At 71.0% G+C, this 24,508-nt stretch carries 20 protein-coding genes; 6 read left to right on the forward strand and 14 right to left on the reverse strand.

The window, feature by feature from the left end; all coding sequences use genetic code 11:
- Nucleotides 1-6: 6 nt before the first annotated feature.
- From G4D85_RS26990 to G4D85_RS27030, 9 genes are all read right to left on the reverse strand, one after another.
- Nucleotides 7-1,056: an AAA family ATPase gene (locus tag G4D85_RS26990; protein WP_164016881.1), complete on the reverse strand. Its 1,050-nt coding sequence runs from the start codon at nucleotides 1,054-1,056 to the stop codon at nucleotides 7-9.
- A complete protein-coding gene (locus G4D85_RS26995; RefSeq protein ID WP_164016882.1) occupies nucleotides 1,053-4,331 on the reverse strand; it encodes a hypothetical protein in 3,279 nt (1,092 codons plus the stop codon). The genes G4D85_RS26990 and G4D85_RS26995 overlap by 4 nt, the downstream gene beginning before the upstream one ends.
- The gene (locus G4D85_RS27000) at nucleotides 4,331-4,597 is read right to left on the reverse strand and encodes a hypothetical protein (RefSeq protein ID WP_164016883.1); all 267 of its coding nucleotides are present in this window, start codon (nucleotides 4,595-4,597) and stop codon (nucleotides 4,331-4,333) included. The genes G4D85_RS26995 and G4D85_RS27000 overlap by 1 nt, the downstream gene beginning before the upstream one ends.
- A complete protein-coding gene (locus G4D85_RS27005) occupies nucleotides 4,590-6,710 on the reverse strand; it encodes an AAA family ATPase (RefSeq protein ID WP_164016884.1) in 2,121 nt (706 codons plus the stop codon). The genes G4D85_RS27000 and G4D85_RS27005 overlap by 8 nt, the downstream gene beginning before the upstream one ends.
- Nucleotides 6,707-7,273 carry a hypothetical protein gene (locus tag G4D85_RS27010; protein WP_164016885.1) on the reverse strand — a complete coding sequence of 189 codons (567 nt, stop codon included), beginning with the start codon at nucleotides 7,271-7,273 and terminating at the stop codon, nucleotides 6,707-6,709. Before G4D85_RS27010 ends, G4D85_RS27005 begins: the two co-directional genes overlap by 4 nt.
- Nucleotides 7,270-8,358, reverse strand: a complete 1,089-nt coding sequence (locus G4D85_RS27015; RefSeq protein ID WP_164016886.1) for a hypothetical protein — start codon at nucleotides 8,356-8,358, stop codon at nucleotides 7,270-7,272. Before G4D85_RS27015 ends, G4D85_RS27010 begins: the two co-directional genes overlap by 4 nt.
- Complete coding sequence (locus G4D85_RS27020) at nucleotides 8,355-8,972, reverse strand: 4Fe-4S single cluster domain-containing protein (RefSeq protein ID WP_164016887.1); 618 nt, start codon at nucleotides 8,970-8,972, stop codon at nucleotides 8,355-8,357. The genes G4D85_RS27015 and G4D85_RS27020 overlap by 4 nt, the downstream gene beginning before the upstream one ends.
- A gap of 177 nt (nucleotides 8,973-9,149) precedes the next feature.
- Entirely contained in the window at nucleotides 9,150-9,503 is a 354-nt protein-coding gene (locus tag G4D85_RS27025) for a PilZ domain-containing protein (RefSeq protein ID WP_164016888.1), read from the reverse strand.
- A 191-nt stretch (nucleotides 9,504-9,694) separates the two neighbouring features.
- Nucleotides 9,695-10,393 carry a sterol desaturase family protein gene (locus G4D85_RS27030; protein ID WP_164016889.1) on the reverse strand — a complete coding sequence of 233 codons (699 nt, stop codon included), beginning with the start codon at nucleotides 10,391-10,393 and terminating at the stop codon, nucleotides 9,695-9,697.
- A gap of 163 nt (nucleotides 10,394-10,556) precedes the next feature.
- On the opposite strand from G4D85_RS27030, the gene G4D85_RS27035 reads away from it, so the two are divergent.
- The 3 genes from G4D85_RS27035 (at nucleotide 10,557) to G4D85_RS27045 (ending at nucleotide 14,569) form a co-directional block, all read left to right on the forward strand.
- Complete coding sequence (locus G4D85_RS27035; protein WP_164016890.1) at nucleotides 10,557-11,096, forward strand: GFA family protein; 540 nt, start codon at nucleotides 10,557-10,559, stop codon at nucleotides 11,094-11,096.
- 55 nt (nucleotides 11,097-11,151) lie between these two features.
- Nucleotides 11,152-12,078 carry a class I SAM-dependent methyltransferase gene (locus tag G4D85_RS27040; RefSeq protein ID WP_164016891.1) on the forward strand — a complete coding sequence of 309 codons (927 nt, stop codon included), beginning with the start codon at nucleotides 11,152-11,154 and terminating at the stop codon, nucleotides 12,076-12,078.
- Nucleotides 12,079-12,208: 130 nt separating this feature from the next.
- A complete protein-coding gene (locus tag G4D85_RS27045; RefSeq protein WP_164016892.1) occupies nucleotides 12,209-14,569 on the forward strand; it encodes an N-acetylmuramoyl-L-alanine amidase in 2,361 nt (786 codons plus the stop codon).
- Between the two features lie 139 nt (nucleotides 14,570-14,708).
- On the opposite strand, the gene G4D85_RS27050 is transcribed toward G4D85_RS27045, so the two are convergent.
- The 3 genes from G4D85_RS27050 to G4D85_RS27060 form a co-directional block, all read right to left on the reverse strand.
- Entirely contained in the window at nucleotides 14,709-16,493 is a 1,785-nt protein-coding gene (locus G4D85_RS27050; RefSeq protein WP_205525724.1) for an Ig-like domain-containing protein, read from the reverse strand.
- A gap of 107 nt (nucleotides 16,494-16,600) precedes the next feature.
- The gene (locus G4D85_RS27055) at nucleotides 16,601-17,431 is read right to left on the reverse strand and encodes a hypothetical protein (protein ID WP_164016894.1); all 831 of its coding nucleotides are present in this window, start codon (nucleotides 17,429-17,431) and stop codon (nucleotides 16,601-16,603) included.
- 205 nt (nucleotides 17,432-17,636) lie between these two features.
- The gene (locus G4D85_RS27060; RefSeq protein ID WP_164016895.1) at nucleotides 17,637-18,203 is read right to left on the reverse strand and encodes a DUF4879 domain-containing protein; all 567 of its coding nucleotides are present in this window, start codon (nucleotides 18,201-18,203) and stop codon (nucleotides 17,637-17,639) included.
- A 202-nt stretch (nucleotides 18,204-18,405) separates the two neighbouring features.
- Here G4D85_RS27060 and G4D85_RS27065 point away from each other — a divergent pair, with 202 nt between their 5' ends.
- A complete protein-coding gene (locus G4D85_RS27065; protein ID WP_164017083.1) occupies nucleotides 18,406-19,053 on the forward strand; it encodes a response regulator in 648 nt (215 codons plus the stop codon).
- Here G4D85_RS27065 and G4D85_RS27070 read toward each other — a convergent pair.
- Both G4D85_RS27070 and G4D85_RS50370 read right to left on the reverse strand, forming a co-directional pair.
- Nucleotides 19,047-21,218, reverse strand: a complete 2,172-nt coding sequence (locus G4D85_RS27070; protein WP_164016896.1) for an ATP-binding protein — start codon at nucleotides 21,216-21,218, stop codon at nucleotides 19,047-19,049. The two genes, G4D85_RS27065 and G4D85_RS27070, sit on opposite strands and share 7 nt — an antisense overlap.
- A 151-nt stretch (nucleotides 21,219-21,369) precedes the next feature.
- Nucleotides 21,370-21,813, reverse strand: coding sequence for a flavin reductase (locus tag G4D85_RS50370; protein WP_275900317.1), 444 nt, complete (start codon nucleotides 21,811-21,813; stop codon nucleotides 21,370-21,372).
- Between G4D85_RS50370 and G4D85_RS27080 the strand changes: the two genes are divergently transcribed.
- Both G4D85_RS27080 and G4D85_RS27085 read left to right on the forward strand, forming a co-directional pair.
- Nucleotides 21,763-23,667 (forward strand): molecular chaperone DnaJ, encoded by a 1,905-nt coding sequence (locus tag G4D85_RS27080; RefSeq protein WP_164016897.1) that lies wholly within the window; start codon nucleotides 21,763-21,765, stop codon nucleotides 23,665-23,667. The two genes, G4D85_RS50370 and G4D85_RS27080, sit on opposite strands and share 51 nt — an antisense overlap.
- A 46-nt stretch (nucleotides 23,668-23,713) precedes the next feature.
- The gene (locus G4D85_RS27085) at nucleotides 23,714-24,487 is read left to right on the forward strand and encodes an SDR family NAD(P)-dependent oxidoreductase (protein ID WP_164016898.1); all 774 of its coding nucleotides are present in this window, start codon (nucleotides 23,714-23,716) and stop codon (nucleotides 24,485-24,487) included.
- Nucleotides 24,488-24,508 lie beyond the last annotated feature (21 nt).

Below are 24,508 nucleotides of genomic sequence, written 5' to 3' on the forward strand. Positions count from 1 at the left end.
CCTTGCTCAGGTGAGGCCCAGCAGCCGGGGCACCTTCTCCTCCAGCAGGTCTATCTCCTCGCGGCTCTCGCCCAGGTAGGAGAGGAGCTGGAGGTCCTGCCGCTCCACCGCGCCGCCGTGGAAGATCCACGCGCGCGTGCGCAGCAGCCGGTACAGCTTCACCAGCTTGCGGTCGCTGATGAAGACGCCGTCCTCGCGCGTCAGCGTCTGCACCACCCGGCGGAACTCGCGCAGCAGCTCGTCCCGGAAGAAGAGGTCCCTGTCGCGCAGCTCCTTCCCGTCCGGGCCCGTCTCGCGCCGCCCCATCATCAGCGTCAGGTAGCGGTGCGCCTTGAGCACGTCGTCCAGCGAGGCATGCCCCTCCGCCCACGGCTTCTGGTTCATCTCGCGGTAGGTCTGCGAGTCCAGGCCGGAGTCGAGCAGCTCCAGGAAGTAGCGGTCCTGCACCGGGCGGCACGCGGCCTTCAGGCAGAAGCGGTCCTTCAGCGCGCCCAGCTCCGCGTGCTCGGGCAGCTCGTTGGTGGCAGCGAAGAGGACCTTGAGTTTCACCGGCTGCGGCGCGCCGTCCTGGTAGAACTTGCGCTCGTTGATGACCGTCAGCAGCGCGTTGAGGATGGCCGAGCTGGCCTTGAACACCTCGTCCAGGAACACGAGCTTCGCGGTGGGCAGCTTGCCGCCCTCGCGGCGGATGTAGCGGCCCTGGCGCAGCAGGTTGATGTCGATGGGGCCCAGCACCTCCGACGGCTCCGTGAAGCGCGTCAGGAGATATTCGAAGTAGTCCTCGTTGGGGATGCGCAGCGCCTCCCGGAACTTCAGCACCAGGTCCGACTTCGCCGTGCCCGGAGGCCCCACCAGCAGCAGCGGCTCCTGCGCCACCGCCGCCACCGTCATCAGGTCCACCAGGGTCTGCTTGCCCACGAAGTGCCGGCCGAGCGCCACGCGAAAGCGGTTGAGCCGCTCGCGCAGGGTGTGGGCCTCGCGGGAGAGCGCGTCGAAGGACAGCTCGCTGATGGGGTCGACGGCGGCCGACTCGTCGCGCCGGGGAAGACTGCTCATGTTGTGCGCTCCTCCAGCTCCCGATGGATGCGCCGTCGCACCAGGAATTCGTCCTCGTCCAGCCAGCTCCGCGCGCGCTCACCCGTGCCCTGGCCCACTTCCACATGGCCCAGCACCAGCGCGTCCGCCAGCTCCACGACGGAGAGGCAGAAGTGGCTGTTCGTGTTGTAGCTGTCCGTCACCGAAGGCAGTTGCTCCGACAGCCGCGCCAGCCCGGGCATGGCCACCTCCACCGGCGCGTGCGCCAGCGCTCCCGCCAGGCTCCGCGTCAGCGCCAGCCGCTCCGGCAGGGCGCCCTTCGCGGCGGTCAGCGAGTCGAAGGCCCGGTCGAACACGGGCGCCGCCTCGCCCGCGCGGCCCAGCATCGCCAGTCCCGCGGCCACGCCGAGCTGCGCCGGCAGCGGCGTCTTCGGCCGGGTGAGGAGCCCCCGCGCCGCGTCCACCAACTCGCCAGCCTCGCGCGACAGGCCCACCCGGCGCAGGCCGCGCAGGCTCAGCCCGAGGAGGCCCTGGCCCCACGCCGGGGACTCGGGAGGCAGCGCCGCCAGCACCTTGCGCAGGCGGCCCGCCAGCGCCATCGCCCGGTCCGCACGGCCGAAGAGCGCCGCCAGCGTGAGCGCGTCGCCCAGCAACAGCCCCTGCGCCTCGCCAGGAAGCCCTTCCAGAGCCCCCACCAGCCGGTCCAGCAGCGGCAGGGCGCGCGCGGGGGGCAGACGCGGCAGCGTGTCCAGCAGCCCTCCCAGGAGCCGCTGGCGCTCCGGAGCGGCCAGCTTCGGGGCCGTGGCGCGCGCGGTGAGCGCCTCCACCTCGGCCGCGACCTTGCCCGCATCCTTTATATCCCGCAGGGCTGCGAACTCCTCCCCGCGTAGGTCCCGCGCGCCGCGCCCGAAGGCCCGTGCCGGGTCCAGCCGCTCGCTGGGCTCCAGCAGCGCGGAGGACTGCCGCAGCCGGTCCACCTTGTACCGCTGGAAGGTGCTCAGCGCGTTCAGCTCCGCGGCGATGTCCGGAGGCAGCGGCGTCTCCGGAGGCAGCCCCTCCAGCGCCTGCGCCACGCGCGCGCCGTAGGCCCGCGAGAGGAAGCCGTGGATGGGCTCCGTCACGTCGAGCGCGTCGGTGGCGGTGGTCGCGAGCGCGCGGGCCCGGTCGGCCTGCCCCAGCCGCGCCAGCCCGCAGGCGAAGACGAAGTGGACGTACGCCTGGGTGAGCGCGGGCGCGGCCTCGATGGAGGAGCGGCGGCGCGTGGTCCGGGTGAAGCGCTCCAGCATCGCCTCCAGCTGTGCCACCAGCCGTGGGGCGTGCGTCACGTCGGTGCCGACACGGAGGAAGCGGGGCACGTCCCTAGCCAGCGACAGGCCGCGCTGGAGCATCCCCAGCAGCCGGTCTCCCGCGCGCGCCAGTCCGAGCGGGTCTCCCCCGGCGAGCCGGTCCAGCGACGCCCGCGCCAGCCACAGCGAGCGCACGTCGAGCGCCACGTCGTGCCGGTCCAGCCAGCGCTGGAGCGAGGGCACGTCACCGGGCGCCGCGCCCCCGGGCGTGAGCACCGCGCGCACGAGGCTGCTGGTGAGCGCCCGCACGTCGTCGTCCGAAGGCGTGGCGCGCGCGAGCAGCTCGGCGGCGGAGGGGGCGCCCTCCGTCTCGGCGTCGGCCCAGCGCGAGGCCAGCTCGGTGGCCTCGGGCCCGGCGCTCTCCCAGACGGCGCGGGTCCAGCACAGGCCCGCGTCGCGCCTGCGTCCGAGCTGTCCATTCAGCTCCGCCATGCGGACCCAGAGCTGCTGCCGCTCCGCCGCGTCCGCAGGGGCGTCCAGGGAGAGGAAGGACTTCTCCAGCTTCGCCAGCTCCTCCTCGGCGGCGCCGAGCTGCGAGGGCGTGAGCGGAGCCAGCCGCGCGGCCGGTGTCGCGGTCCTGACGGCGCGTGTGGACGCGCCAGCCGTCGAGGGCGAAGGCTCGGCAGGCTGTGGAGTGGAGCGGCGGTTGCGGCGCGACGTCTTCGCGTCCTTGTCGTCCTCCTCCTCGGCCTTCTCGGGCTTCGTCGCACCGGCGGACTGCCACTCACCCGCGGCTGCCTCGAAGGCGTCGAAGTCGAACGTCGTCCCTCGCACCCACGGCACCAGCGCGGCGCTGGCCGTGTCCACCACGTAGTCCACCCAGGCGTCGAGCGGCTGGAAGGCGGACTCGGGCAGGCGCTCGGCGCGGAAGGCTCCGCCGCCCGTGGGGTGCAGCCACGTCACGGTGTCCCGCTCGGGCGCGAGCAGCGCGCGCAGCCTGTCTCGCCGCACGGGCGGCTCCAGCAGCCCGTCACACGGCAGGTACAGGTCCGCGAGCTGCGGCAGCGGCGCGTAGGCCATGCCGGACAGCCCCAGCTCCGGAGGCCGCTCCCGTCCCGCCCTGGCCCGCAGGACGATGCACGGCGCCTCCGGTGGACCGGAGACGGCGAAGCGAAGCTGCGCCAGCAGCGCCTCCGGCAGCGTGTGGACGAGTGATTCCACCTGGGCCAGCGCGTTGTCGCGCAGCACCCAGAGGCTCGCCGGCTCCGTGCGCGCCGCGCGGGTGAGGCGCAGCGGCACGGCGAGGCGGCCCGGCGCGGGTTGGGCTTCCCAGTGCTCCGCCGGCTCGGGGAGCCGCAGGTCCGTGAGCTGGTAGAGGTCCGTCCACGGCCCGTCCGGCGCCGTCAGCCAACGGCCGTCTGCCGGGAGGAGCAGCAGCGTCCCCGGCGCGGCCTGGAGCGTGCGCGCGAGCGGATGCGTCGTTCCCAGCTCCACCCAGATGGAGTGCTGTCCCGGCACCGCGGGCACGAAGGCTCGCAGCCCGCCCGTGTGGTCCAGCGCGCCCGTGAGGGTGAAGTACGGAGGCGCCACCGCGCGTAGCAGGGCTCGTTGCGGGGCCGCCTTGCCGCCACTCGCGAAGCAGACCTCCTGCCGGTCGCAGCCCAGCCGCAGCATCTCGCCCGCCAGGGGCAGCAGCGCGCTGGCTTCCGCCGGCAGGAACAGCACCGGGCCTCCGGGCGCGGCATCGACGGGGACACTGCGCGAGCGGATGAGCTCCGCCCAGCACAGCACCGGGGACGTGGCACCGGCCTCCTTCGTCTCTGTGCGGACACCGAGTGAGGCCAGTTCCTTGAGCGCGGCCTTCGACAGGGAGACGTCCGGGGTGACGAAGAGCGCACCCTCGGCCGTCCGGCGGTAGCGCGCCGGTGAAGCCTGGACTTCGGCGGGGACGAGGCCGGAGGTGAGCGCGAGCTGGAGCGCCTCCTCACTGGGAAAGACGAGCGTGGACATCAGGCCTTCTGGCCCACCTTTCCGGAGACTTCCTCGGCGGAGGACGTGGGCTCCGCGGCTTGCCCGGCCGGAGTGTCGCGCCGGACGATGACGCGGCCCAATTCGGACGCCTTCAGCGTGCCGCCAGCGATGAGCTTGTCCACGAGGCGGCGGTGCTCCTCCTCGTGCTCCATGGGCAGCGCGTCCGAGTCGCTCTCGTACTGGATGACGACGTCCTTGCGGCCCGTCGCCGGGTCCACCTGGAGACGGAGGATGAGGCTAGCCAAGGGCGGGCTCCTTCTTCGGCGCCGCCAGGGCGGGCGCCAGGTGGGTGAAGGCCTCGCGGTCCAACACCTTGCGTTCGATGAGCAAATCCCGCAGCGCCACGAGGCGCTCCTTCTCGCGGCGGAGGATGTCACGGGCCCGGGCGCGCTGGACTTCCAGCACCTCCTGCACCGCGGCCTCCAGCGTGCTACGCGTGGCGTCCGAGAGGGCGTGCCGCTCGGCGTTCCGTCCCGGCGCCTCGAAGCGGCGCACCGGCACCCCGTCGCCGCCCATGCCCAGCTCCTCCACCAGCTCGCGGGCCATCTCCGTGGCGCGCTGCAAGTCATGAGCGCTACCCATGGAGAGGTCGTCCAGCAGCAGCGACTCCGCCTCGCGCCCGCCGAAGAGCATGCAGATGCTGTCGAGCATCTGCCCGCGCGTGACGACGTAGCGGTGCGCCGGGTCCGCGTACTGCACGAAGCCGAGCGAGCCCGCCAGGTCCCCGCGAATGCTGATGCGGTCGATGGCGGGCGCATGCGGGCAGAACAGGGCGCACACCGCGTGGCCGGCCTCGTGCGTGGCCACCACCTTCTCCTCCGCGGGCGTGAGCTCCGGCCGGTCCAGGAAGTCCGAGAGGGCCTTTTCCACGTCCACCGCCTCGGTGGGCGCCTGCGTGCCGTCGCGCAACCGCCGCCGCGCCAGCGCCCGGCATAGCGCCTGGATGTGGTCGCCGGAGAAGCGCGTGCCGGTGCCCTCCACGAGGTCACCCGTGCGCTTCACCGCGTAGTCCAGCGCGCGCTCCGTCATCCCCAGGCCCAGCTTCTTGTCGTAGATGGACAGGATGGCGCGCCGGTCCGTGCTGTTGGGGTAGGGGATGCACAGCTGGAACTCGAAGCGGCCGGGGCGCAGCAGCGCCGGGTCCAGCGACTCCACGAAGTTGGTGGTGCCCACCACGAAGACCAGCTCCTCCTTGCGGAAGCCGTCCATCTCCGTGAGGAGCTGGTTCACCATGGAGTGCTCCACCCCGGAGCCGGTGAAGGTGCCACGCGCCGCCGCGAAGGAGTCCAGCTCGTCGAAGACGATGATGCTGGGCGCGGCCTGCCGGGCGCGGACGAAAATCTGCCGGAGGTTCTCCTCGCTCTCGCCCACCCAGCGGCTCTTGAGTTCCGGGCCGCTCACCACCTGCACCGCCGCACCGAGCGAGGACGCCATCGCCTTGGCGAAGAGCGTCTTGCCCGTGCCCGGAGGACCCCAGAAAATCATCCCGCGCGGCAGCAGCCCCTCCACGCGCTTCACCGCCTCCGGGTCGTTCAGCGTGTCCTTGTGCGCGAGCAGGTCCAGGATTTCCTGCTGGAGGCGCTGCTTCACCTTGGCGTACCCGCCGATGTCCGCGTTCAGGTCCATGTCCGGCACGCTGAGGTTGCCGGTGAGCGTGGCCGAGCGGAGCTGGGAGTACGCGGGCCTCGGGTCCGCCGGGTAGTCCTCGCCGGTAATCGCGCCGAGCAGCCGGCGCAGCCGCACGGCGTTGACGCCGGACACGTGCTTGTAGAGCGCGTACGGCTGGAGGCCCCGGCCGAACTTGCGGCTCTCGCGCTGGGTGATGAGGTAGCGGAGCCTGTCGCGGCTCACGCCGAGGATGCTCTCCTTGTGCGGGAAGAGGTTCTCGATGACGCGCGGCACCGGAAAGGACGGGTCCTTGAAGCCCACCCAGACCATCTCCGGGTTCTCGTACAGCAGCGGGATGACTTCCCGCGCCTCGGACGTGAGGCCGCCGCTGCTGGTGGTGAGCAGATCCAGGTGGGGCAGCACGACGATGCGCTCGCGCACCGCTCCGCGCACCGCGTCCCGGAGCTGGGCGATGAGCGTGGCCATCATGCTCGGCGCGGGCATGCCCGGCGGCGGCTCCTGCGCGGTGCGGCCGTCCAGGTAGAGGAACTGCTTGCCGTCCTTCTTCAGCCTGTCCCGCAGGCACTTGTAGAAGAAGGGCGTCAGCTCCTTGTCGGCTTCAATCATCACCGGCAGGCCGCGCAGCAGCGCCTCGCCGACGCGCCCCAGCTCCGCCGGGTAGGCGGCCTCGACGGCGGCGAACGGTGACAGCTCGGTGGGGAGCGTCTCCTCGGGGATGCGCTGGCTCATACCCGCACCTTGATGGTGAGCGAGCCGGTGGCCGCGTCCTCGTGAATCTCCTCCACCGTGCCGAGCTGCCTGGCGCGGACCTTGAGCGCCTCGGCTGTCACCTTGTTCGACACGGTGTCGAGCTCGGACTTGAGGTCGCGGAGCCGTCCTTCGAGGCGGCGGGTGAGCTGCTCGCGCAGGCGCTCCGAGGCGTCCTTCGCCTCGTCCTCCAACCGGGAGCGCGCCTTCTGCCGCGCCTGGACCTCCGCCTCCTTCATGTCATCCGGTCGGGCGACGGTGACCTCCCCCTTCGCCTTCAGCTCCACCTCGGCCTCCTCGGAGAGGGTGACGCTGACGTCGCCGGTGGTGACGTCCACGGCGATGCGGACGCCGTCCGACTCGGTGCGGAGGGCCACGTCGCCTTCACGCGTGAAGCCCCGGCCCGCCAGCTCCTCCGCGAGCAGCCCGGCCAGCTCCTCGCGGGACAGCAGGGGGAGCAGCTCCAGCTTGGAGCAGATGCCGTCCTCGGCCTGCACCACGCGGTTGAGGGACTCTGAGACGGAGACACGGTAGGCGCGGCTCATGGGGCGCTCTCGGAGGAAGGAGGGGGAAGGGTAGCTGGAAATCCGCTGGCGGTCGTGAGCGACGAGGACAGCTCCCGCTCCAGGTCCGCGGCGCGGCGGAAGCCGGCCTCGCCGAAGGGACTCCACTCGGACAGCAGGAGCTGGGCGGCCTCGTAGCCGTCGTCGAAGAAGCGCACGGCGCGGTGCTCCGCGTCCCAGCGCGTGAGTCTGCCGAGGACTCGGAAGAAGGCCCCCGACGCGCGGGCGGCCGTGGCCCGCACGCCCAGGGAGGTGGTCAGGGACAGGCCCTCCACCCAGCGCGACGCGGGCTGCTCCAGCAGGGGACGCCCGGCCTCCAGCAGGAAGCCGGCGAGGTCCCTGCGTCCAGCGGAGTCCACGGCGTCGAGGAAGGAGGACAGCACGGCTTCCTGCGTGGCGCCCAGGTTCACCAGGTCCGAGGGGTCGAAGAGGAAGCGCTTGGACTCCTCCACGCGACGCCAGCGGTGCGCGAGGTCGGCTTGCAGGGCCTCCAGCAGCCAGGCCCCGTTCGCGAGCAGCGGAGCGAAGGCCTCGGCGGTGAGCTTCGGGGGCGTTGTCCCGAGCAGCTCCGGGTAGCCGAGCCAGCAGAGGACGGAGCGCCGGAAGAGGGCCTGGGCGCCCACGGACTTCGCGCACGGCGTGCCGGCGACGAGGCGGCAGCAGAGGTAGAGGAACAGCTCGTCGGCGACGGTGGGCGTCCCCTCGACGTCGAGCGACTTGCACCCGTGCTTCACCAGCGGCTGCTCCAGGAGCCACCGCAGGGCGTGGAAGCTCAGCGGGGAGAAGTGGAGCGCGGGCGGCGGGTGCCGCTCCCAGAGCCGGCTGGAGCGCTCCTGCGCGCCGTCGAGGTGGCGCCGCTTCCGCCAGCCACCGCAGCGGGCGAGGGCCAGGACGGCGCCCTTGGAGAGGGTGTCGCGCAGGGCGTGCATCGCGCCGGGGCTGAGGCGCTCGGGGACGGTGAGGTGGCGGTCTCGGAGGAGGTCCTCGACGGGGGCGTACTGCCCCAGGCCCATGATGGCGCGGGCGAGCGTGAGCAGCTCGTGCTCGGTCGTGGAGACGCGAATCATGGGCGGAGCCGGTTGGCGAGCTCGGGCCAGCCGTTGATGATGAGCTTCCCCTCGACGAGGTGCATCTCCGCCGTGTTGGGCGAAGTGAATCGCGGCTCGTCCGGCGAGTAGCGCCCGGTGAGGAAGTGCATGACCTGGTTGAGCGAGCCAATCCACCGGCGGCGCGACTCCGGCTGGTCCCTCTCGTAGCGGCCGTCCACCAGCAGGTCCAGCGTGGCGAGCAGCCGCTCCACCTCGGGTCGGGCCTGGGCCTTCAGTTCCGCGAGCGTGTAGCCACTGAAGACCATGACGCTCAGGCCCGCCGCGCGGACGCGCTCGCACAGGTCGGCGAGGGACGCGGCCTGGGAGAAGGGCTCGCCGCCGAGGATGGAGACGCCTTCGATGCCGGGGGTGGCCAGGACGTGGGCCGCGAGGGACTCCACGGACATGACGGTGCCGCGCTCGAAGGCGAACATCTCCGGGTTGCAGCAGCCCGGGCAGCGCAGGGCACAGCCCTGGACCCACAGCGAGAAGCGCACTCCCGGCCCTTCCGCCTCAGTGCGCGGGACGACCTGCGCCACCCGGAGCACCGGGCCGCTGTCGGGAGGAGGGGAGGTGGCTTCGGCCGTGGGCATGGGCGTCGCCGCAGCATGCCAGGAGCGATGCGGTCCGGGGAGGGCGGTGTGCCTTCTGGAGCCCGGGAAACGCCGGATGGCGGGGAGGGACGCCGCGCCCGGGTGGGAGGACGCCTGCCTGGCTGGTGGAGTACCAGCCTCCGGTGTCCTCGTCGGGGCTACTCCGCGCGCAGGGCCTCAGGAGTCCAGCGCGTCGGGAACGAGCAGCGGCTGAAGCCGCGTCAGCATGGTGGGCGGTCCGTCCAGGAAGGCCAGCCCCACTTCGTAGCGGGCGACGGCTCCGGGGGGAAGCTTCGTCACCCACACCACGTGCGCGGTGCACTCCAGCGAGTTGCCATCCGACAGGAAGAGCTCCAGCTCCAGCTGGCTGTCCTGGGCATGGAATTCGTCGGAGTAGATGCGGGCACCGCCCCGGCTGATGTCCTGCACCTGCTGCTTCGCACCAAACCGCAGCCGCGCCGGCCGCGAATACAGCGGAGCCTGGAGGCGCGGATACGAACGACGATCAACCTGCGCATGTGAGGTGGGCATGGACGGAAATGATGGCCGGATGTCTTCCGTGCCGACTCATTTCTGAGAACCCGATAGTCAGATTCGGAACGCGGGTGAGACCTGTGATGACCGCCCGACATTGCTCCTGCCCCGTCAGGTAGCTTGTGCGTCGGGACCCAGGTTGACGCTCCGCTGGCGACGCGCCGACGTTCGATGACGGCGCGAGCCCTTCACCGCGACGTACGGTCCGCGTCGCGCGGGGGAGGTCCTTCCGACGGTGAGAGGGCCGGGTGTCCCCGCGTGGCCCTGTCGTGGCCGCCCGGGATTCGCGACGTGCCCATGCATCGGTCCACCCAGGAGTTGGTGATGCCGAAGTTCTTGTCGGGACAGACGAAGTGGTGCGCCAGGTGGTACGCACGCAGGCGCCGGCCCAGCGCGGTGCGCGGCCTGCGGGCGTGCGAGAAGTAGTGCGTGTAGTCGTAGGCGAGGTACGCCGAAACGATTCCGCAGAAGCACGGCACGGTGAGCCAGGGCGCATGGAATGCCCAGAGCACGGCGCTGACAACCACCGCTATCGGTATGCTCGCACCCAGCGGCATCACCAGCCGCTCCGTGTCGTCCGGATGCCGGTGGTGGTAGCCGTGCAGAATCTCGTGAAACCGCCGGCTCCGCCGCCCCCGCCCTTCCCAGTGGAAGATGAACCGGTGCAGCCCATACTCCATGCCCATCCACACGAAGACACCGAGGATGAAGCCACCGAGCAGCGCGAGCCAGGTCGTCACCTTCGCATGGATTGACCAGCCGCCGAGCCCGAGCACCACCGGCCCCCAGAAGAGAAGCGGCGTGCGGGGGTGCACTTTCGAGCAGGACTCGAGGAAGTCGTTCTCGAAAAGGCGGGCGCGCGTGTGCCTGACAGGGGCGAGTTTCATCCCCATGTAGGTACTGAGCGGGCACGCTGGGGCCTACTGTCCGCGAGGGCCCCTCGATGTACGGGGCCCGATACGAGGATTGAGGGTTCGAGGCGTCGACGTACGCGTTGTCCTCGGCCAGCTTTCCGCCCTCGAAGCGGGAAATGGAGGAGAATGCGATGTCATGACACGGACCACTCAACTCGGCTGCGTTTGCGGGCAGGTCAATCTCGAGGTGGAGGGAGCGCCGATTGTCAGCGCCGAGTGCTATTGCAATAGCTGCCGTGCGGCCGGCGCCAGGATACAGACTCTTCCCGCGGCCCCGCCGTTTCTGGACACAAACGGCGGGACGCGCTTCGTTCTCTACCGCAAGGACCGCGTCCGCTTCCTCGAGGGCACCGACGACCTCAAGGAGCTCCGCCTCACGCCCGAGGCGAAGACCCGCCGGGTCGTCGCCACCTGTTGCAACACGCCGGTCTTCCTTGAGTTCAGCAACGGCCACTGGCTCAGTCTCTATGGCTGCCTTTGGTCGGTGGGAACGCTGCCCCCGCTCGAACTGCGGACGATGACAAGTGACCTTCCGGCCGGCTCGGTGCTTCCCGATGACGTCCCGAACGGCAAGCGGCAGTCGGTCTCATTCTTCGTCAAGCTCCTCGGCGCGTGGATTGCGATGGGGTTCCGAAGTCCGAAGCTCGCCTTCGTCAAGGGGGAGCTCCGTGTCTGACACCGATGGCGAGCTCGGACGAGGGTCGGACAAACCGGCGCGGCTGAGGTGACCCATGCCGAGCGAACGACCCAGCCGCACCGCGACGAAGATTGCTGGCTTCATGCTGCTGCTGGACTCCGTGCCCCGGCTCGCGCCCGTGCTGCCCTCGGGCGCGGCGGCAGCGGCGGAGGCCATCCTGCGCGCGTCCGGTGCGGTCCGGCGATTGGACGTCGAGCTGCTGCGCACGCGCCTGACGGTGCGGTTCTATGAAGTCACCGAAAGCCTTCTCGGGCGGGGGCAACTCCTATGGTTCGGGGTGCGCAAGCGCTGGATGAGTGAGGTCGTCGAGCAGGCCATCGCCGAGGGAGCGCGACAGGTGCTCGTGGTCGGCGCCGGGTTCGACCCCCTGGCCGTGAGCGTGGCCCGTCGTCATCCGGACGTGACGTGTGTCGAGGTGGATGCCCCGGCTACGGCAGAGCCCAAGCGCGCCGGCATCCAGGGTGGGGGGCTCGCGCGTCCGAACCATGTCGTCCTCGCGGCGGACCTCGCGACAACGTCGCTGGAGGCGGTCCTGGGGGCGGCGGATTGGCGCGCAGACGTCCGGAGCGTCGTCGTGGCCGAGGGGCTCCTCATGTACCTGGCGCCCGCGCAGGTCTCCGCGTTCTTCGCCCAGGTGCGCGCCTGCACCTGCCCTGGAAGTCGGCTGGCCTTCAGCTCCATGGATTCGGATGAGGAAGGCCAGCCACGGCTGCTCGTTGCCGGGCGCCTGCTCGGGCGGGCCATCAGGTCCGCGCTCCGGCTCGCAGGCGAACCCCTTCGGTGGGGAATCGCTCCCTCCGCGGTCCCTGCGTTTCTCACCGCGGCCGGGTACCGCGTCCTGGACCAGCCAACCCCGCGGAGGCTCCGTGAGCGCTTTCTCACGCCCCACGGGCTCGACGAGGAGCCGCTCGCGCCGTACGAGCATCTCGTGCTCGCCGAGGTCCCTGACAGCGCCGGCTGAGCGTCTGAAGCAAGGCCTCGATGGTTTCAGTCTCGGTCACACCGGGAGGATTCTGTCCCCGCCCCGGGCTCCATCCGGGCATAAGCTGGATTCCCATCTAAACGCCACTCTCCTGGGTTTGGGGTACAGCATGAGAATCCCGTTGGCATGTGCGGTCTTGTTGGTTGCAGCGCCGGTGCTCGCGCAGTTGGACGTGCAGCGAAACCTCGAGCGCATCGTCGCGGAGCGGTCCGCGTTCCCTTCCGGCACGCGGGTGCTGAGCGTGCAGGTGCGGGACGCGCGTGTCGTGGTGGAGCTCAGCTCCGACGCCGTCGCGCGGGGGCTCGGTGACGAGCAGGCTGACGAGATGACGCGTGAGCTGCTCGCGGGCCTGGACTTCTTCAGCGAGCTTCGCGAGCTCGAAATCCTCGTCGACGGCCAGCCGCTCTGGAAGTACCTGCCGGCGTCCTCGGCGCCCCCGGCCGCCGACGCGCGCAGCCTCGCCCCCGCTCAGACGCCCGTGGACGCACTCTCGCTGGAGCTCCAGGGCAGGAAGATTGCCCTGCACCCCAGCCACGGGAGCTACTGGGACGCCACCAACCGGCGCTGGGTCCGTGCGCAGCGCACGTTCACCGGCCCCAACCCCGCGACGCGGCTTCCCTCTGACTGGACGGGCAGCCGCTACACCCCCAGCGACGAGTACTTCTGGAACCGTGGCCTCCAGTGGGGCTCCATCTACGAGGACGACATCACCATCCACGTGATGCGCTTCATGAAGGAATACCTGGAGTCCTCCGGCGCGCAGGTGTTCGTCACGCGCGAGCTCTCCGACGACGCGGGCCTCTATGACTACAGCCGCTTCGGCTATCCGAACGCGGCCTTCCCCCTGCCGAAGATGCAGGTCGCCGCGAAGTACCACCTCGAGGAGCACGGGGTCCCGCGCTGGGTCTGGGATGAGCCGAGCCTGCTCGACCAACGCGACAAGGACATCCGGGCCCGGCCGTACTACGCGAACCACGTCGGGGCGGACCTCTCCATCAGCCTCCACACCAACGCCTTCGGGGAGGGCCAGGCCCGGGGCACGGAGACCTACTGGTACACGGCGAAGTATCCGCACCTGGAGGCGAGCGCGAAGCGCTTCGCCGCCGCGCTGAACGAGGGCGCGGTGAAGTCCATTCGCGAGTACTTCGACGACGGCTACGGCCGCCAGGCCTATGTGAATCCCTACCCGGCGGGTGGCGTCCCCGAGTGGCCCTACTACGCGCCCTATCCGGCCCCCTTCGATTACGGCGGCTATTCCCGGTGGAACGACCGTGGGGTGAAGACCTCCAACTTCGGTGAGATTCGCGAGGCGCAGATGCCGGCGGCGCTCATCGAGCTGGCCTTCCACGACAGCTGGAAGTGGTATCCGGACAACCTCTTCCTCCAGGACCCCATCTTCCAGGCGACGTCGGCCTGGGGCCTGTACGAGGGCGTCTGCCGCTACTTCGACATCCTCCCCAGGCCGCGCCTCGCCTCGAAGCTCGTGGCAGGCACGGTGCCGGCCCTGGTCGGCCCCGGCCAGGCGCTCAGCGCGTCGGTGACGTTCCAGAACGAGGGCATGACGTGGAACTGGGGCCGCCGCTGGATGAACGGCGCGTACGCGGCCTACACCGTGTGGCAGCTGCGCGTCCTGGAGGGACAGCCGGAGTTCTCCGCGCCCGAGCGCATCTCCATCGACGAGACGGACATCCTGCACCCGGGGGACACCCGGACGTTCGACGTTCCGCTCGTGGCACCCGCGGTGAGCGGCCTGTACCCGCTCCGGTTGACGATGACCAAGGCGGACGCGCGCGGTGGGGACTTCGGAGAGGAATTCGCGGCGCTGGTGCGAGTGGATGCGGACCCTCCGGCAATCTCTGTCTCCTCGCCTCGGCTGGAGACCCATCCCTACGGCACGCAGCGCATCGAGTTCAGCGCCGAGGACGCGTGGAGCGGCGTCGCGGAGCTGACGGCCACGCTCGACGGTGCGCCGGTCACCTCCGGTGAGGAGGTCGTCGGGCTGATGCCGGGGGAGCACACCCTGGTCGTCTCCGCCAGGGATGGGCTGGGCAACGCCACCACCGTCACGCGCACCTTCACGGTGGTGAACACCTCCGGGCTGGTGACGGGTGGTGGCTGGGCGAGGCTCGCGCGGAAGAAGGCCACCTTCGGCGTGGCGGCGCTGATGGCGCCGGGCACCTTCCAGCCGGTGGGTCACTTCACCTTCCATGACCACGACCTCCAGCTGTCGCTGCACAGCGCACAGCTGCAGGCCTTCGGCCTGTCGGAGGGCACGGCCACGCTCTTCGGCACGTGCACCGTGAACCACAAGCCCGGGCACTGGTTCCGGCTCGAGCTGACGGAGGGCCGTGGAGGGAAGGGCGGGTCCATCCGGCTCGTGCTCGACACCGGCTACCGCCTCGACGCGCCGTTGGAGGGCGGCAACATCACCCTGCTGTCGATGGAGGAGTCATACCCGGGGAGCAGGTAGGAGCGCGCACCCCGCGAAATGGATGAGAGGCTTTGACCATGAGCGCCGCCCCCCCTCCTTGCGGCGGGTGGGGCGGGGCCGTCTCAGCCCCAGCCCTCTATGCTCGCTGGCTGGGGCAGGGGAGGGGCATCCAACCTGGCTACGGATCGAGGCGGTTGGGGCGCCAGAGCTGCACGTCCGAGCGGCTCCCGGCGCGCACCACCGTGGCCAGCACGGGCTGACCGCGCGCATCCACCACGAGGGCGTCCCGCCCGACCAGGACGTCCGCGCCCGCGCGCGACACCGCGCCCAGCGACGTCCACCCCGAGCTGGAGGCACGCCACACCTGGACCTTCGCGGAGTCGCCGGCCTCCGTCCACGCCAACACCGGGTGGCCCTGTCCGTCCAACTCCATCGCGAGCGAGGGAGCCGAGGCGGGCGGCGCGGCCACCGCGGTCAGGGGCCCGACCCGCGCCCACGCGCCATCGACGAGCCGGTGGACGAACACCCGGCTTCCGCCGTCATCCGCTTCACGCCAGGCCACGACGGGCCGTCCGGACGCGTCCACGCGCACCGTGGGCTCTCCACTGAAGCCGCGGGTCGGAAGGCTGGCCCCGAGCTGCGTCCACGCCCTCCCATTCCAGCGGCTCACGACGAGGTGGCCGTGTCCATTCAAGGCCGCCACCACCGGGCGGCCCTCCGCGTCCACGGCGAGGGCGGGAAGGCTCAAGCCCTTCACGTCCTGGAGGTCGCTTTCCAGAGAGGGGATGTCGACGGTGCCGCTGTCGTCCGAGCCCAGGATGGCGATGTAGTCCGGGGTGTCCGAGACATTCGGATACACGCAGGCGACCAGGCCGGGGCCCTGGGGTCCCATCGCGGCCGCGGGCTGGAGGCAATAGAAGATGTAGTCGTCCAGGTAGGTGCCGGAGGGCGTGAAGTAGTGGATGTCGAGTCGCTCCCCGCCCACCTCGAGAAGGTCCACGAGCAGGACGCGGTCTCCCGCCCCCATGGCGAAGGCCACGGCCAGCACCTGGGAGCCGCCCACGTCCTCCAACTCCGTCCACTCCCGGTCCGTCCAGCGCCAGCTTCGGAGCTGGTGTGAACCGGTGGGGCTGTTCGCGGCGCGGAAGGCCACCGCGGGCCGGCCCGCGCCATCGAGCTGGAGAAGGGGAAGCTGCGCGTAGGGCCCATAGAAGCCCGGCGCCGGCACGACTCCATGCGCGGCGAGCCAGCGCGGGACGGAGAAGGCCCACGGCGCGGGAGGCACCAGCGCGTTGCCCACCGCATCCGTCAGGCCCGCCGCCAGGGTCACCTCGACACGCGCCGGGGGCCGAAGCGGTTGCGCCGGGGTCAGCGTCAGCGTGCGGCCGTCCTGCGACAGGCCGAGCGTCGCGGCCACGGGCTGTCCGTCCACGAGCAGCGTCAGGGCGTCCGGGGTGACGCTGGAGGGCAGGAGGGGCTCGGAGAAGTCCACCCGGACGAGGCTGCCCGTGGCGGCCTCCCCGCCGGGCGCGGGTGAGCGCTCCATGAGGGACGGCGGCGTGTGGTCCACCACCACGGTTTGCGCGGCGCTGCGGACCTGCGCGGCGCCACAGGTGGCCCGGCCCTGGAGGGAGTAGGTGCCATCCTCCACGGACGTCGTGTCCCACGCGTAGGTGTACGGCGGGGGGAGCTCCGCCAGCACCAGGCCGTCACGCAGCAGCTGCACCTTCTCCGCCTGCCCGGAGACCGTGAGCGCCACGGACACCTCACCCCGCGTGGTCACCGGCTCCGAAGGCGCGGCGAGTGTCACGGCGAGGCCCGTGGCGTCACAGCCGGAAGGCGGTGGGGGGGGAGGTGTCGGCGCGGGGGACGGTCCAGAGCCACCGCTACAGGCGATAAGGAGGAACAGGCACAGCGGCGGCAGGTTCTTGGGGGGCATGGGCGGTGGGGCTGGAGCGTTCACGGAAGGAACGCCCCCTCCATGACGGCGTCGCACGAAAACGACCTGCTTCGACCGTTCCGCACTGATTCACGGCTTGGACGAGTCCAGCTCGTGATTGAAGTCGGCGTTCAGTGCACCGCGCGGTCGATTTCCACCGACTTCTCGATGTCCCGGTCGATGATTCGCACGCCGCATGGTCCGTACGGACCCGTGCTCTTGCACCACTCCTTTCCATCCTCGATGGCGAAGAGGTGATAGCGGCCGGGCGGGAGCTCGAGCTCGAAGTCTCCGTCTTCATCTGACTGCACGCGCGCGACGACGTCACCCGCCGAGAGGCCCGGCCCTGCCCCGCGGACGACGACCTCGCGCCGCACCTTTTGCTGCTTACAGCTGGGCCCGGGGCCGTGGCCGGGCGAAGGCATGCAGTCGCCGACGAGCAGGCGCACCTCACCGCGCAGCACGAACCGGGCCTCGGGAGCTACCGTGGGCGCTGGAAGAAAGCGCAGGCTCGACATGAGCCCGTCGATCTCTTCGACGGAAATCTCGGTGTCGAAAACAGTCTCGGTCACGAACCGGATGTTGAGCAGGTCCCCACGGGGGTTCTTCACGTAGTAGGAGCGCTCCGTCGGCGTCTGCACCTGCAAGGCAGGTTGCGTGTCGATGGTGACCTCGGCCACCTGGTACGTCGGAGGCGGTCTGTTCCGGAGCCGATCGAGCGTGCCGTCCGCGTCAGCTACGACGCTCACTCCGCCCGCGCCCCGCGACGACCGACCATTTGCGTCCGCGCGCGAGACCGAGAACCCCAGCGAGCCCGGACTCTCGCGGCTCGTCCAGTTCCTGGGCAGGCGGCCGGAGATGAGGAACTGCTCGGAACGGAATGACGTGGACCGCCATGCGAGCCCGGCACCGATGGCAGCAGCCACCGCGAGGATGACGACCACGATTTTCACACGCTTCATGGTGCGGCCTCGGGGGCCCGACGCGAGGAGACGAAGCCACCAGCGTCACGGGCCTTGCATCCGCTCAGCGCGACACACAGGAGAAGAAGGGCGATTCGCACGGGACGCAGGATAGGAAATTCCCCACGCGGTCGCTCGCCTCCTGACGTCCAACGCTGGAGTGGGGCGCACGGGGCGCCCCAGCCCAGGTCCCCCCCTGAGACTGCTACTGCACCGTCACCTGGTCCGAGTACTGGGTATAGGTGTTGATGGAGGCGGCGGTGTACTTGAACAGGCCGCTCTGCTGGCCGTTCGTCGTCTCCCAGTAGCGGTACCAGCCAATCATCTCGTTGTAGATGTTGAGGATGGGGTCATTGTAGTACTCGGACATCGCGTAGCCGCCCAGGGTGGAGGTGTGCCAGGCGCGGTAGCCCATCTCCTTGGTAATCGTCACCATCCACGCGCCGCCGTGGTTGAAGCCGGTGGTGGAGACGGCGGTGACGTCCTCGCAGTCATAGGGCGCGTAGGTGTTGTAGAAGGCCTCCGAGCACACCGCGATGACCTGCACCGAGGTCAGGTTCGGCGCGGGGCCGAGCTGGTGGACGCGGCCCGGCTGCGCCTCGGGCGCCTTCGTCTCCGGCGTCACGCGCATCCCGTTCTTGCTCACGTGGAGCTCCGACATCGCCGGCTGGCTCTCCGGCTGGGCCTCCTCGACGCCCTCCACCTCACCGCCACACGCCAGCTGACCGACCACGAGCAGACCCGCCCCCACCAGACGCACAGTGTTCTTCACGATGAACCCCTTTTGACAGTCCAGCCGCGTGCAAAGGCACACAAGACAGACAAAAACGCTCTCGGAACGAGAGACGCCAGGGATGATGACAAGATGACTCTTGCGTGAGTACCCCGTGAACGCGGGGTTGCCGGGCCCGTCGCTGCCCTGGCAGGCGTCCGCTACAGTGCGCGCTCAAGCGCGGGAGGGGTTCGTGGAAGCGATGGAATCGGGACTCGTCGTCGAGGACATGCCGGATGCCCAGGGCTGGTTGAAGGCCGTGCTGATGGCGTCCTTTCCAGACATCCGCGTCGAGGTGGTGGGGAGCGTGCAGGAGGCCCTCACCCGCCTGAACGGGGCGCCTTCCCCGTCCATTGCCCTGGTGGACCTGGGACTGCCGGATGGCTCGGGGCTCGACGTGCTGCGCAAGCTCAAGGAGCGTCACCCGGGCACGCTGCGCATCGTCACCACCATCTTCGACGGTGACCAGCAGCTCTTCTCCGCGCTGCGCGCCGGGGCCCAGGGCTACGTGCTCAAGGACCAGTCGCGCGAGCACCTCGTGCAGCTGCTCCAGGGGATTGTCGCGGGCAACCCGCCGCTCTCCCCGTCCATCGCCCGCAGGCTGCTCGGCTTCTTCTCCGGGCCGGCCCCGGAGTCACCCGACGAGGTGCTCACTCCGCGCGAGGTGGAGGTCCTCACCCTGCTCTCCAAGGGCATCACCATCGCCGGCGCGGCGGACGCGCTCTCACTGAGCCGGCACACGGTGGGCGGCTACGTGAAGGACCTCTACCGCAAGCTCAACGTCTCCACCCGGGCCGAGGCCACGCTGGAGGCCGCCCGCCGGGGCCTCGTGAATGTCGACGGCTACTGAGCCCGCGCGAGCGCGACGGGCGTGGCCCCCTCCAGCGGAACGTCCACCTCCACCCGGCAGCCCCGCGCCCCCTGCTCCCACCGCGCCGAGCCCCCGAGGTCGGCGGCCCGCTGCTGGACGACGCGCGTGCCCACGCCCGGACCCCAGCGCTCCGGCTCTCCGGCACCGGCGGCGCCATCGTCCTCCACCGACAGCTCCAGCCTGTCCACCCCCAGGGCGACGCGCACCGTGATGTGCCGCGCCCGGGCATGCTTGATGGCGTTGGTGATGGCCTCGCGCAGGATGCGGCCCACATTGGTGCGCTGGCGAGCGCTGACGGCGAGCCCCTCCGGCAGCTCCTCGGCGGTGAGCCACTCCAGGCGGAAGCCCACCGTGTCCGCGCGGGCCTGGGCCTCGGAGCGCCAGTCCGCCACGGCCTCGGCCAGCGAGCAGGGCGCGGCCTCCAGGGCGTCCAGCACGTCGCGCATGTCCCGCACCGCCGAGCGGGCGAGCTGCTCGCCCTCGCCACCGCTGGTGATGTACACGAGCGAGAGGAGCTTGGCGCCCAGGTCATCGTGGAGGTCGCGCATGATGCGGCCGCGCTCGGCCAGCGCCCCCTGCTCGCGCTCCCGCTGGGCCTCCAGCGCGCGCCGGCCCATGCCGACGAGGACCTCGGCGGCGGTGACGTCCTCGCGGCGGAAGAGCCTGCTGCCCCGCGCCGGGTGGCGCAGCGTGACGACGTGCCCGGGCCGCAACGCCGGAACCGTGAGCGTCAGGCCGTCCTGGGCCACGCGGACCCCGGGCGCCGTGCCTTGAGTCTCGAGCAACTCCAGGGGCGCGAACTCGCCCCGCAGCACGGCGTGCCACTGCGCCCGCAGCGTGTCCTCGCGGGTGGTGGAGAAGAGCGCGAGCATCCACTGCCCGAAGCGATTCTCCCGGTCGTTGCTGGCCTTGCGCTGCCACCAGGACCACACCCCCTGGCGCAGCGGGAAGTAGACCCAGCCCACCAGCGCCAGGGACAGTCCGAGCGCGCCCACCTGCGAGAGGCGCAGCCAGGCGGCCAGCGCGAAGTCGAACAGGATGACCGCGAGCCCGCCGAGGAACCAGCTCCACGCCTGGAACCACCACCGGTCCAGCTCGAAGAGGCGGTAGCGGGTGATGCCCAGGGCGATGCCCGCGAACATGAAGAGGAAGACGGCGAACATCAGCCCCTGGCTCGCGGGCAGCGGCACCCCCAGCGCGCTGGGAATGAGGACGAAGCCCGCGAAGAGGCAGGTGCCCAGGTAGATGGAGAGCAGGAACCACTTGAGCGCCGCGCGCTCCGCGGGTCGTCCCCGCGTGCCCCACCACTGCACGAAGGCCAGCGCGAAGGTGGTGGAGAAGAGGCCGAGCACGAAGGCAGGCAGCCCGCTCAGGTCCGGCGCCCACTGGAAGAAGAAGGCCAGGTACCCCACCGCCGTGAGCGCGTAGAGCACCCGCGGCAGCACGGGCCGCCGGCCCAGGCGGCGCGGGTAGCACCCGAGCAGCGCCGCGAGTGCCCCGGTGAAGAGCAGGGCGCCGTACTGGTTCAGCGAGGAGAGGCGCAGGAAGAGCCCGCCGTCGAGGACGAGCTCGCGCGTGCTGTAGACGGCGGCGGCGCTGGAGAAGAGCAGGAAGCCGAGGCCGGAGAGGGTGAAGTGGCGGGCGGGCCAGTCCGTGACGCGGAAGGCCAGCACTCCCGCGGCCAGCAGGAAGCCCATGGCGCCCACCGCCACCTGCCACCAGAACAGGACGGGCAGCTCCGTCAGGTGCCGGGGGCGGTGGGTGAGCGTCCTGCGCCCGCCCTCGGCCAGCTCCACCTCCAGCGTCCCCTTCGCCAGGAGCCCGGCGAGGGCCGACTGGCGCGCCATGAAGCCGTTGTAGCGCGCCCACGTCCCGAGCTGGTCCGGCTCCTCCACCAGCAGGTCCGCGTCGAGGGCAATGGCCCCCGCAGGCGTGAGGGCCGCGCGCAGCACGTCTCCGGGGGCCACCCGGCCCTGGTTGGGTGAGTCCGGTGCCACCTCGAGCACCCGCAGCCCCTCCGCCGTGTCGGCGGCGAGCCGCAGGCCGAGCACGGGGGCGCGCAGGGCAAAATGCACGGCCCCTCCGGCGCAGAGCGCCACGAGGAGGGCGGCGGCGGCCATCAGGCGTTGCGGTGAGAGCCTCATCCAGGCCCAGGCAGCACCTGCTCCAGGAGACGAATCGGGCATGGGGGCCGCGTCATATCAGTGGCGTGCATCCGCTCGCACGGCCTCGCGGGGGCGTTCTGGCCGGACACGAAGAGCCGCGGAGGCGGCCAGTCCCTCCAGCGCAGCGGTGCTACTTCTTCGTCCCCTCGGGCTTGTGCGCCTGCATCCGCTCACCCGTGGCGAAGAACACACCGCCAGCCAGGTGATGGATGGGGCGGTATTCGTCTCCGGCGCTGAAGTCCCACCCACCGTCCTTCCACACCGAGTCCTCGACCCAGGCCGCGACGACCTCGGCGATGAACAGGTCGTACTTGCGCTGGACGTCCGGCTCGGACAGCACGCGGCACTCCAGCCACCCCACGCAGCCCTCCACGAGCGGCGCTTGCACGCGGGAGGCGGGAGCGGCCCTCAGCCCCGCCGCCGCCCACTCGCGGCCACCGGCCGCCTCGTCCAGCCTGCTCGCTCGCCTGGAGGCCGGACTGGCAGAGGCGGGAAGGGGAGGCTGGTGGTAGAAGGACGCGGGATGAGCGCTTCCGACGCGCTGGTGCGCTCCGTCGCACTCGTGCGCACTCAAAGTGATGCCGAGGATGCCGCCGCCGAGGCCGAGCGGCGGCTCCTCGCATTGCTCGATGAAATCTCCACGCTCGACCTGGAGGTGGAGACCCTGGCCTCGGAGCTGGCCGCGTTCTCCGCGCGCTACGAGCGGGAGCTGTCGGCCGCCTTCGCCTGCCTCGAGCGGCGTGAGCGTCTGGTCCGGCGGCTCCAGGCCCTGCAGGACGAGCTGGCGCGGCTCGACGCCGAGCTGCGCACGCCGAAGGCGTCCGGCCGCAAGTCGCGCAAGCCCGCGCGCTCGCCTCGGGCCGTGCGGGAAGCGGCGGAAGAAGAGTCGGAAGGCGAGCGTCCCTGGACGCCCGGAGCCACGCTCGACGACGACGTGCCCGAGCCGCTCTCGCCCCCTCCCGACCTCGCGTCCGAGGCGCAGACCCTCAAGCGGCTCTATCGCAGGCTCGCGCGACTGCTCCACCCGGACCTCGCCCGGACGGAGGAGGAGCGGCAGCGGCTCCACCAGTTGATGGTCCAGGTCAACCTCGCCTTCGAGAAGGGGGACCGGACCGCGCTGGAGCTCTTCCTCGTTCGCGTGGACCGGGGCGAGCTGCTCGACACGGCGGTGTCCGTGGACGAGCGGCTCACCCACCTGGAGAAGCGCATCGCCGCCCTGGCACCCGTGCGCCGCTCGCTGCTCGCGGACCTCGGCCGCCTGCGCGAGTCGTCCACCTTCCGTCTCCATGCCGAATGGACGGGGCTCCAGGAGCTGGGCCGCGACTACTTCCAGGAGACCCTCACCGAGCTTGCCGAGGACGCCGAGCGCACGATGCGCGACGCCCTGGCGCGCATGGGCCGGCTGGACCGGGCGGCCCGGGAGCTGACCGCGTTGAAGCAATCGCTCACCGAAGCGAAGCCCGAAGGGGCGGTGCGCACCTTCGACCCCATTCTCGAGAGCCCCCTCGTGCGCAAGGGCGCGGAGCGTCTCGAGCGCCAACGGGCGTCGTCCGAGGCCCGCACGCTCGCGCAGACGCTGGAGGAGGCGGTGGAGCAGGCCCCGTGGGAGGCCACGCTGGTGTTGATGGCCTTCTTCGTCGAGCGCGCGGGGCGTCCTCCCGACGCGCTCGCGAACCGGGAGGGCTGGGCCGAGCGCTACGCCGCCATGGCCGCGGCGTGGCCGGAAGCCCCGTCCTTCGAGGAACTCCTCACCCGGCTGCCGCCTCCGCTCGAGCTCGGGCTCCGCTCCCAGGGGGGGAAGGTGCGCTTCGGGCTCCAGCTCAAGTCGGTCGGGTTGCTCGCCGGTGTGCCCATTGCGCTCGAGCGCCACACCGTCGCGACGCTGGCGCAGCGGGTGCTCGCGCACCTCGGCCCGCGCGAGCAGTGCAAGGGCTGTGGCGCGGACGTCTTCCTCGTCCACCTGCTGCGCACCCGGGGCCTGGACGAGCTCAACGGCCTGGTGTGCCCGGCCTGCGGCCACGTCGGCAGGAGCTACTTCCTCTTCAACTGGTCCGAGGGCCAGGAGGCGCTCCTGCCCTTCGCCCTGAAGGTCGGCCTCGTCGACGAGGTGGTGGTGAAGCTCGCGGGCAAGGGCATTGCCTTCCAGCTCCTGCCCGTGTCGCGTGAGGCGCTGAGAGTGGGAGCGCTCAAGCAGCTCTTCACGGACCTGTACCTCAAGCCGTACGGCATCGCGGCGGAGCACGCGGACCTGGTGGTGAAGGAGGGGGCCCGCGCGCTGAAGGACGAGGCCCGAGTCAATGCGCCCGTGCTGACGCTCGGTATCCGCAAGGCGGACCGGGGCTCGCTCGCGTCCGAGCTGGCCGAGGGCGAGCGGGAGCTGGTAGCGCTCCTGCGCTCGCGAATCGAGCGCCGCTTCCGACCGGGCTAGTATCCGAGGCGGCTGGCGCACCAGCCTCCTCAAGGGGGAGCACATCATGAAGCGGTTGCAGGACAAGGTCGCGGTCATCACCGGCGGCGGTAGTGGCATCGGAGCGGCGACGGCCGCGCTCTTCGTCCAGGAGGGCGCCCGGGTGGTGGTGGTGGGCCGGAACGCGGAGAAGCTCCGCAAGACGGTGCAGGCCATCAACCACGAGAACGTCAGCTACTCCGTGGCGGATGTCTCCCAGGTCGAGGACACCCAGCGCTACCTCCGTGAGGCGGTGGAGCGCCACGGTGGGCTCGACATCCTGGTGAGCAACGCGGGCATCCAGGGGGAGTTCCGCCCCATCTCCGACATCTCCGTGGAGTCCTTCGACTCGGTGATGGCCATCAACGTGCGCGGTACGTGGCTGGCCATCAAGTACGCGTTCCCCGAAATGCAGAAGCGCGGCGGCGGAAGCATCATCCTCACCTCCTCGGCGGGAGGCCTCGGTGGGATGGGGGTCTCCTCGCCGTACGTGACCAGCAAGCACGCCGTCGTGGGAATCGCGCGCGCGGCCGCCATCGACGGTGCGCCCCACCGCATCCGGGTCAACGCGGTGTGCCCTGGCCCCGTCGACAACGACATGATGACGAATGTGGAGCAGATGATGGGGCCCGGCAAAGAGGCCGAGATTCGGGCCTGGGTCGCCGGGCGCGTGCCCCTCAAGCGCTTCGCCTCCAACGAGGAGGTCGCCCGGCTGAACCTCTTCCTCGCCAGCGAGGACAGCGGCTACTGCACCGGCGGCGCCTACCCCGTGGACGGCGGCTGGTCCTCCAGCCTGCCCTGAGCAGCGCGGAGTGGGTGGCGC

This window comes from Pyxidicoccus trucidator, assembly GCF_010894435.1.
In the GTDB taxonomy this organism is placed as follows: Bacteria; Myxococcota; Myxococcia; order Myxococcales; family Myxococcaceae; genus Myxococcus; species Myxococcus trucidator.

Excerpts from the sequence above, each read along its gene's own strand:
- G4D85_RS27085 (WP_164016898.1), top strand. The coding sequence starts at position 23,714 with ATGAAGCGGTTGCAGGACAAGGTCGCGGTCATCACCGGCGGCGGTAGT.
- G4D85_RS27070 (WP_164016896.1), bottom strand. The coding sequence starts at position 21,218 with ATGAGGCTCTCACCGCAACGCCTGATGGCCGCCGCCGCCCTCCTCGTG.
- G4D85_RS27035 (WP_164016890.1), top strand. The coding sequence starts at position 10,557 with ATGACACGGACCACTCAACTCGGCTGCGTTTGCGGGCAGGTCAATCTC.
- G4D85_RS26990 (WP_164016881.1), bottom strand. The coding sequence starts at position 1,056 with ATGAGCAGTCTTCCCCGGCGCGACGAGTCGGCCGCCGTCGACCCCATC.
- G4D85_RS27045 (WP_164016892.1), top strand. The coding sequence starts at position 12,209 with ATGAGAATCCCGTTGGCATGTGCGGTCTTGTTGGTTGCAGCGCCGGTG.
- G4D85_RS27015 (WP_164016886.1), bottom strand. The coding sequence starts at position 8,358 with ATGATTCGCGTCTCCACGACCGAGCACGAGCTGCTCACGCTCGCCCGC.
- G4D85_RS27040 (WP_164016891.1), top strand. The coding sequence starts at position 11,152 with ATGCCGAGCGAACGACCCAGCCGCACCGCGACGAAGATTGCTGGCTTC.
- G4D85_RS27065 (WP_164017083.1), top strand. The coding sequence starts at position 18,406 with ATGGAATCGGGACTCGTCGTCGAGGACATGCCGGATGCCCAGGGCTGG.
- G4D85_RS27080 (WP_164016897.1), top strand. The coding sequence starts at position 21,763 with ATGAGCGCTTCCGACGCGCTGGTGCGCTCCGTCGCACTCGTGCGCACT.
- G4D85_RS27005 (WP_164016884.1), bottom strand. The coding sequence starts at position 6,710 with ATGAGCCAGCGCATCCCCGAGGAGACGCTCCCCACCGAGCTGTCACCG.
- G4D85_RS27055 (WP_164016894.1), bottom strand. The coding sequence starts at position 17,431 with ATGAAGCGTGTGAAAATCGTGGTCGTCATCCTCGCGGTGGCTGCTGCC.
- G4D85_RS27020 (WP_164016887.1), bottom strand. The coding sequence starts at position 8,972 with ATGCCCACGGCCGAAGCCACCTCCCCTCCTCCCGACAGCGGCCCGGTG.
- G4D85_RS26995 (WP_164016882.1), bottom strand. The coding sequence starts at position 4,331 with ATGTCCACGCTCGTCTTTCCCAGTGAGGAGGCGCTCCAGCTCGCGCTC.
- G4D85_RS27010 (WP_164016885.1), bottom strand. The coding sequence starts at position 7,273 with ATGAGCCGCGCCTACCGTGTCTCCGTCTCAGAGTCCCTCAACCGCGTG.
- G4D85_RS27025 (WP_164016888.1), bottom strand. The coding sequence starts at position 9,503 with ATGCCCACCTCACATGCGCAGGTTGATCGTCGTTCGTATCCGCGCCTC.
- G4D85_RS27030 (WP_164016889.1), bottom strand. The coding sequence starts at position 10,393 with ATGAAACTCGCCCCTGTCAGGCACACGCGCGCCCGCCTTTTCGAGAAC.